1 protein-coding gene is annotated in these 430 nt (G+C 70.7%); it reads left to right on the top strand.

The window, feature by feature from the left end:
* Window positions 1–350 (top strand): KR domain-containing protein (locus CAY82_RS27600; RefSeq protein WP_218190861.1); only part of this gene is annotated, 350 nt, incomplete at its 5' end.
* Between the last annotated feature and the right edge of the window lie 80 nt (window positions 351–430).

The raw sequence follows: 430 nt of genomic DNA, 5'->3' as shown, positions 1-430 counted from the left end.
CCTTCGGCGCGATGCGCCGCCGCCCCTGGGCCGACGCCGCCCGCGTCGTCGCCCCGAAGACGGACGGCTCGCTCCACGCCGTCCGGCTGGCGCAGGACCGGGGCGCCGACTTCGCGGTGCTGACGTCCTCCCTCGCCGGAACACACGCCGAGGCCGGACGCGGCCTGGTCGACTACAGCCTCGCCAACTCCTACCAACTGGCGCTGGCCGAACGGGAGCACGGGCCCGTCACCGCTGTCACCGCCCATGCCTGGCCCAACTGGACCGGCGTCGGCATGGCCGCCGACAAGGGGGATGGTGAGCGCGGTGGCTGCGGCGGCTGCCACAACGAGGCGCGTACGGATCGATGACATGGCGGTGTGGGACCTCCATTGTTTGGCAGCAAAGCCTCTTGACGAGTCAATGCATGTGCGACTCTCGTCGCGCATTT

Origin of the sequence: Pseudomonas sp. SID14000, assembly GCF_002165135.1 — a bacterium.
In the GTDB taxonomy this organism is placed as follows: domain Bacteria; phylum Pseudomonadota; class Gammaproteobacteria; order Pseudomonadales; family Pseudomonadaceae; genus Aquipseudomonas.
The sequence above is the reverse complement of the archived record's forward strand: the minus strand, read 5'-3'. Positions and strand labels throughout refer to the sequence as shown.